The 7,521-nt window shown below is 29.2% G+C and carries 7 protein-coding genes and 1 other RNA gene; all 8 read right to left on the reverse strand.

Annotated elements, in window-relative coordinates; genetic code table 11:
* The coding region (locus tag BR82_RS16020) for an alpha/beta hydrolase fold domain-containing protein (protein WP_027090418.1) at positions 1-446 on the reverse strand (446 nt) is incomplete at its 3' end.
* A gap of 314 nt (positions 447-760) precedes the next feature.
* Positions 761-1,447, reverse strand: coding sequence for a Fic family protein (locus BR82_RS0113935; RefSeq protein ID WP_027090670.1), 687 nt, complete (start codon positions 1,445-1,447; stop codon positions 761-763).
* A 69-nt stretch (positions 1,448-1,516) separates the two neighbouring features.
* Positions 1,517-1,869, reverse strand: a transfer-messenger RNA (tmRNA) gene (gene ssrA / locus BR82_RS16885).
* Positions 1,870-1,872: 3 nt separating this feature from the next.
* Positions 1,873-2,319: an SsrA-binding protein SmpB gene (gene smpB, locus BR82_RS0113940; protein WP_027090671.1), complete on the reverse strand. Its 447-nt coding sequence runs from the start codon at positions 2,317-2,319 to the stop codon at positions 1,873-1,875.
* Positions 2,320-2,338: 19 nt separating this feature from the next.
* Entirely contained in the window at positions 2,339-4,591 is a 2,253-nt protein-coding gene (rnr, locus tag BR82_RS0113945) for a ribonuclease R (RefSeq protein WP_027090672.1), read from the reverse strand.
* A gap of 49 nt (positions 4,592-4,640) precedes the next feature.
* Positions 4,641-4,871 (reverse strand): preprotein translocase subunit SecG, encoded by a 231-nt coding sequence (gene secG / locus BR82_RS0113950; RefSeq protein WP_024721085.1) that lies wholly within the window; start codon positions 4,869-4,871, stop codon positions 4,641-4,643.
* A 98-nt stretch (positions 4,872-4,969) separates the two neighbouring features.
* A complete protein-coding gene (locus tag BR82_RS0113955; protein WP_027090673.1) occupies positions 4,970-5,449 on the reverse strand; it encodes a GNAT family N-acetyltransferase in 480 nt (159 codons plus the stop codon).
* Complete coding sequence (locus tag BR82_RS0113960; RefSeq protein WP_027090674.1) at positions 5,442-7,118, reverse strand: MraY family glycosyltransferase; 1,677 nt, start codon at positions 7,116-7,118, stop codon at positions 5,442-5,444. Before BR82_RS0113960 ends, BR82_RS0113955 begins: the two co-directional genes overlap by 8 nt.
* Positions 7,119-7,521: the final 403 nt, after the last annotated feature.

The raw sequence follows: 7,521 nt of genomic DNA on the forward strand, positions 1-7,521 counted from the left end.
ATAATTTTATTTATATCAATTTTTAAATAATCAGCATTTTCTATAATCCATTTATATGCACTAAAACAATCATTCAAGGGAATTGGATATTTATATTTAGGTGCAAGGCGATAATCTACATATATAACTTTGCAATGACACTTATCTGCAAATATTGAACAAAGATGATAATGACTAGAATATCCTTTAAAAACAAATCCTCCTCCATGAATATATAAAATCACTTTATCAGTTTTTATATTAATAGGATTAAAAATATATAAATCTATATTCTTTTTATCATCCGTTTTCATTTTTTTTCGTATTATTTTTACATCTCCACTACTTTTTAACAACTTTGGGGTTATACCCAATATTAAAGAAGACATTGGAAATATCAATTTATTAAATGGAGGTGAAAAATGGGCAAATAATCCAAAGTCTTTACTTATATCATATTTTTTCATAATTATCTTATTCCCTATCTTTGTACAATTTCATCATATCAATTAATAAATATATTGTCTTTATACAAATTTGCTTTATATATATGACATCCAAACCACGCAAAGTATATATAAAAAAGCCCATTTATAGCCGATAACATCCTCCAAAATATGATGACATCCACGATAAATGGGTATTTTAAAGTTCAGTAAAATAATTGAAAAACTCCGACAAAATCAATATTTTTTGCAATAGCATCAAAACCATGTATTAAATTTGGTGGAGCAAATAAACTCTATATCAAACACCATCACTTTGATAATAACAATATATATTACATATTCTTAATTTCTTGAATCCTTTCTAACTCATATTGCATTAGATCTTTAATCATATAAGCAAGAGTTTCTTCGTCATAATTAGCGATATATCGAAAATAAGCATCTCTTTTATCAATAGGTATAACAATAGGTGGTAAATCATTTTTTAATAATTCATAATTGATCAATAATCTACCTGTTCTTCCATTTCCATCTTCAAAAGGATGAATATGTTCAAATTCAATATGAAAATAGGCTATTTTCTTAAAAATATCTTCTTTACTTTGAATCGGAAAATGATTATAGTTATCAATAAAATACATCATCTTTATCGGCATTTCACTACTTTTAGGTGGAATTTCTTGTGCACCTCTTATCATGACATTGACTTTTCTATATCCTGAAGTATCTTTTATATTTTTATTGATTAACTCATTTAATTTAATAATATCAGAAGATATTAGATCCTTATTCAATATCATACTATTTAACATATAATTTAAAGCATACTTATGATTAATAGCTTCATATATTTCTCGAGGTTGTGCATTAATTTTAAAAGAATTATCATTAAAAATAATCGCATAGGTTTCTGCATATGAAAGAGTACTACCTTCTATCGAATTTGTGTGATAAGTACTTCTTGTAATAAAATCTTCAAAATAATTTTGATTTGTTTTTATAAAATCTAAATAATCCATATGCCTACCTCTTTCTCATTTTATTTAAAACGCTTTTCATATAAATATAAAAAGCGTGTATCTTTTTAATGGTGGAGGTGAGGGGAATCGAACCCCTGTCCAAGCACAATCCCTCCAAAGCGTCTACAGTTTATCCCGTTGAATAAATTTAATTAGGCTACAATCAATGGGCAATTTTCCACCTAACGAGCTTATTAAATTTTCGAAATATCTATCTAAGCTATAGATATCCTTATCCTATGGGTTTATGATACCAGCTATCTAGCTATAGGCACACTAAACAGTGGCAGCTTTCATGTCTATGTCGACTAAGCGAAAGCGTAATTAGTTTGTCTGTTTCCAGTTATTTTTTGGTGCATTTTACGAATGCCTTCGACTGCAGCTAAGGTCAGACATATACCTGTCGAACCCAGGACACCCCCAAATCAATAATTCTTTAAAGCTCTTTGAATTTCTCTTTTTGAATCTCTTTCTTTTAAATCTTGACGTTTATCGTAAAGTTTTTTACCACGAGCAAGGCCGATTTCTAATTTAACTTTACTACCCGTATTAAAGTATAACTTAGTTGGTACAACTGTCAAGCCCCCTTCTTTTAATTTATTAGAGATTTTTAAAATCTCTTTTTTATGTAAAAGTAATTTTCTATTTCTTCTAGGTTCATGATTAAAGCGATTCCCATGGCTATAAGGAGAAATATGCATGTTTTCAACATAAGCTTCATTATCTTTGATCCGGACAAAAGCATCTTTTAAATTAACATTTCCTAAACGAACTGATTTTATCTCTGTTCCTTTTAGTTCAATTCCTGCTTCATATGTATCTAAAATAAAATAATCATGATATGCTTTTTTGTTGTTTGAAATGATCTTCATGCCTATTCCCCCTTCTTATTTAATGATGTTTACGTTTTTTACTTCGAGATTTATAAAAATCATTTCTTTTGTGACGTGACTTTTCATGTCTTCCTTTATGTCTAGGTTGACTCTTTTTATCATCTCGACGTATATTCATTATAACAGTTTTTCTTGTCTTTTTGTTGGATTTCATGCCAACAATTTCAAAATCTATTGATTTATCTACTTTCGAAGCACTTATCACTCTTACTTTTACATGATCAGACATTTTGAACACTTTTCCCGTTCTTTGTCCAATATAACGAAGATTTTTTTCATCAAAGAAATAAAAATCATCAGTTAGATCACTAACATGAACTAAACCATCAATAGTATTATCAAGCTCGACAAAAAAACCAAAATTAGTAACTGAACTTATAATTCCCTCAAACTCTTCACCTATATGCTTTTCCATATATTCAGCAATTTTCATATCATCAACTTCGCGTTCGATATCAATAGCTTCACGTTCTCGATTAGAACTTTGAAGAGCAATTTCCGGCATTATTTCCTGATAATGTCTAATCGTTTGATCATCTATACGTTTTTCAAACAAATACTTTCTAATTAAACGATGCACGATTAAATCGGGATAACGTCTAATCGGTGAAGTAAAGTGGGTATAAAACTCATCGGCTAACCCAAAATGTCCTAAACACTGTTCATCGTAACGCGCTTTTTGCATACAGCGCAACAATAGAGTTGAAATAATCGTATGTTCCGGCGTTTCTTTACTTGCTTCAATAATACTGCTTAATTCATTAGGATAAATATTTTCTAACGATCCTTTGATCGTATATCCCATGATTTTAGCTATTGTACTAAATTGTTGCAGTTTTTTAGTTTTGGGCTGTTCATGAACTCGATAAATAAATGGCAGTTCTAACCATTTAAAATGTTCAGCAACGGTTTCATTTGCTAATAACATAAATTCTTCGATGATCCGATCACTAGCCCCGCGTTGTCTTAAAACCACATCCGTCGTTTCACCATTACTATTTACAACGACTTTAGCTTCTTTAACATCAAAATCAATAGCTCCACGGTTAGCTTTTTTCTCTTGTAAAATCAAAGCCAATTCCTGCATTAAGAAAAATAAATCTTTAACATGATCATATTGTAATTGTAATGCTTGATCACCATCTAATATCTTATTAACATTTGTATATGTCATTCTTTCCGTAGAATTAATTATTCCCGGCACGATTTCATGATCGACAACTTCACCACGATGATTAATTTCCATAAAACATGAAATTGTAAAACGATCAACATTAGGATTTAAAGAACAAATTCCATTTGAAAGCTTATGAGGTAACATCGGAATAACCCGATCAGCTAAATATATTGACGTTCCGCGGGCAAAAGCTTCCTTATCTAGCGCAGTCCCTTCTTCTACATAATAGGACACATCAGCAATATGGACTCCTAAATAATAATTGCCATTAGCTAATTTCTTTAATGAAATAGCATCATCTAAATCTTTAGCATCATCACCATCGATCGTTACGATCGTTTCATTACGAAGGTCGATACGATTACTTTTATCAATTTCATCTAAATTATCAGGAATTTTTTCTATTTGTTGATAAGTTGCTTTATTAAACTCTACAGGCGTATCATGTTCATAAACAATCGATAAAATATCAATTCCTGGATCATTTTTATGACCGATTATTTTTACAACATCACCTTTTAAAATCGGTTTATAAACTTTAATTTCAACTAATACTTTGTGTCCTAAAACAGCCCCATGTAAATGGGCATGATCAACAAAAATAGGTTTATCAAACTTAGGATCATCTACTTCTACATAATAATCCCGTTTACCTTTTTTTATTTCTCCAACCAATCTAGTCTGCCCTCGTTTAATGATGCGAATTACTTTACCTTCTGGTCTTTCAAGACTAGTATATTTATTAATTTCTACTAATACAGTATCTCTGTTAAAAGCATCTTTTAATGCATCTGGAGCAATAAAGATATCTTTTTCCTGATCATCAACAGCTACAAAGCCATAACCTTTTTTGTTGATTGTAAGTGTTCCTAGAACCATCCCAAATTGATTTGGTAAATAGTAATGATTGTATTTATTTCTTACTATTTTTCCCGCTTCTTCTAATTCATTCATTATTTTAACTAATTTAACAAAATTTTCACTAGAAAAACAATCTAATCTTTTAGCTAACAAATCAATCGATCGATCCATATAATCATCATCACTTAACAATGTTAAGATCTCATCTTCCATTGATTCACCTCCTTGAACAAAAATAAAAATAGGACCAATAGTCCTATTATTATGACATTCTAATAATAATGGCGATAATGAAGAATGCAATTGCTAGCCCTGTCGTAACTCTTGTCATTACCAAATCTGCCCCACGATCTTTTTGTTGAGCAAATAAGTTTGAACTTTGACCAGTTAAGGCATTAACAATTCCATCAGATTTACCACTCTGTAATAGACATAATATAATAAGTGCTATTGATATTATTACTAATAAGACATTTAAAATGGTGTCAAACATAATATACCTCCTAATTGATATTTTGATACATCGCTAAAACATAATAACATAATATTTTTAAAATTTCAATGATTTCGTCAATACTTTGACTAATAGTATTAAATTTTCAGCTCTAATATCTCAACTTCTAAATCATTATACATAGAAACAGCAATTTTATTAAATCCTAGAGCTTTCCAAAACGCCATTCCTTTTTCATTTTTCTTTATACAAGCCAACTGCACTAAACAACATCTAGTTCGATACTTATCAATAAAATGGTCAATAATCATTTTACCAAATTTCTTTCTTTGATAATCTTCATCAACTAAAAACAAACCAATCCAAAGACACTTATCATCATGTTTCATTGAAAAACGATATCCTAACTGAAAATCTATCAAAGCAATCATCTTCTCTTTAAAATACACTTTATAAATATAATGATCACTTTCATCAAACCCTTCAGGAAGTTTCATATCATTCAAAAGATAATCTCTAGTTGGACTAATATTCTCCAACAAATAATATTGCTTTTGCTTCAAATGAAACTGACACAATTCATCATCAAGCTTAAAAATCCGTTTATAATTAAGCATTATCGACTCCCACAACATAAAAACGATCATTATCTAAAACCAAAACAATATTTGCACTATTTGATAATCCTTCAACCTCACGATTAAATTCTAAAGAAATAAGTACATTATAATATTCATTATCTTCTAATCCTTCAATAACAACTTTAGATGGCGAAAAAGAAATAATCTCATAATCCTCTACTTCTAATTTCGGATATTCTTCTTTATACGTATAAAACGACTTCAACGCAAATGAATTAAACTCACTTTGTAATTTAGGATAAATATAATCCAATCCCCCGACCTGATTATCTTCTTTATCTTTTAAAGTAAAATAATCGACAGCAAAATACGACGCTACTAACTGACATTCATCATTTAAAAGTCTGCTTTGATAAGCTTTATCCAATCTTACATAAATATCATTTAATAACTCTCCAGAACCAGTTTTAAGATACGGTGTAACTCTTTGTTCTTTAACGATTGGTTTATTTTGATTTATATAAACATACGTTATACTACCACCTATAATCAATAACACACTGCTTATAATGACCACATGATCAATAACTGCTCTCTTTTTAGATCTTTTAGATCTATAACGTTCTAATATCTTGATTTTTGGCAAATGATCACTCTGTACAAAAATATTGATTATAGTAAGCAAAGGTTTATATTTACGACTTACCATATTCGTCATTTCTACAAATAATTCAAAAATAAGCATTAAAATAATAAACATAATCGTTCCTAAAGTCGGATCATATAAATATATGTATGATGTTAATGAAAATAAAAATGTTACCCCATAAAGTACAATTACACTTTTGCGATGCCCCAACTTTAATTTAAACATTAAATTATGATGTAAATGGGCTTTATCAGCCTCACTAAATTTTTTATGATGAACTTTTCTACGAACAATCGCAATTAAAGTATCCATGATTGGAACCATTAAGACAACTATTGGAGCTCCCAATGTAAAAAAAGTAGAAACATTATAACCAAATCCTAATAAAGATATAACAGAAATCATAAAACCAATATATAAAGCTCCACAATCGCCTAAAAAAATCTTAGCTGGATGAAAATTATAAAATAAAAATCCCATGATTGAACCCGCTAAAACTAATGAAAGTGATGCAATATCTGTTCTACCACTAGTTAACGATGTCATTGATATAGTAAATAAAACAATGATTGAGATTCCTGATGATAAACCATCAAGACCATCGATTAAATTGATGGCATTAGTTATCCCAACGATCCATAAAACTGTAATTGCCCCAGGAATTATTGGTATCCAATTATCAGGTACAAAATCAAATCCCTTTAAATAAATATTTCCATATCCAATTACAATTAAAGCAGCAATCAACTCCACTATTAATTTTGTTTTCGGAGACAAGTCATGAACATCATCCAAAAGCCCAACAAAAAAAACTAAAAATCCAGCAATCAAAATTGCATTTATTTGTGGATCTGTTTTTAAAAAAATAACTGCGCCTATTAAAGAACTAATATAAATTGCATAACCGCCAATTCGAGGAACTTCTACTTTATGAACAGTTCTTTTATTTTTATGTGCTACAATTCCTAATTTTTTTCCTACTTTAATAACTATAGGAATTAATAAAGCAGAAATAATCATTGTAACAACAAAAGACATTATTAAACTAGGATTCATTTTATCACTTCCTATCTCTTGTATATTATTAATTATTTTAACCTAAAATACAAGATAAATAAATCATTTGGCAGCAACGACGAGTAAATTTTTTAATTTAAGCAGTTTTAATGATAAATATCTTAAGTGTTTATGACTGCTATATTTTTTTCTGTTTTTTTGGGCAAAAAGACCCTGTGAATTTTTTACTGTTTTTTTGTCAAGCAAAATTGAAAATGTCTTAAAAAAAGTTAAACATTAGCACCGTTTTCACGATGCTTCTGTTTTGCAAGGAACCCAAGAAAATCATCATTTCTCCAAGGATGATCAAGAGGAGGAATATATTTTTTCTTTGGTTTCTTTTCCTTTGGAATAGTATCAAATTCCTTTGAATATTTTTCGTGTTCAGGAACTTCTTTCATAA

This window comes from Thomasclavelia saccharogumia DSM 17460, from assembly GCF_000686665.1.
Classification (GTDB): domain Bacteria; phylum Bacillota_I; class Bacilli_A; order Erysipelotrichales; family Coprobacillaceae; genus Thomasclavelia; species Thomasclavelia saccharogumia.

Bases quoted from the DNA above. Each gene is read 5' to 3' on its own strand.
- BR82_RS0113960 (WP_027090674.1), bottom strand. From the start codon at position 7,118: ATGAATCCTAGTTTAATAATGTCTTTTGTTGTTACAATGATTATTTCT.
- secG (WP_024721085.1), bottom strand. From the start codon at position 4,871: ATGTTTGACACCATTTTAAATGTCTTATTAGTAATAATATCAATAGCA.
- BR82_RS0113955 (WP_027090673.1), bottom strand. From the start codon at position 5,449: ATGCTTAATTATAAACGGATTTTTAAGCTTGATGATGAATTGTGTCAG.
- rnr (WP_027090672.1), bottom strand. From the start codon at position 4,591: ATGGAAGATGAGATCTTAACATTGTTAAGTGATGATGATTATATGGAT.
- BR82_RS0113935 (WP_027090670.1), bottom strand. From the start codon at position 1,447: ATGGATTATTTAGATTTTATAAAAACAAATCAAAATTATTTTGAAGAT.
- smpB (WP_027090671.1), bottom strand. From the start codon at position 2,319: ATGAAGATCATTTCAAACAACAAAAAAGCATATCATGATTATTTTATT.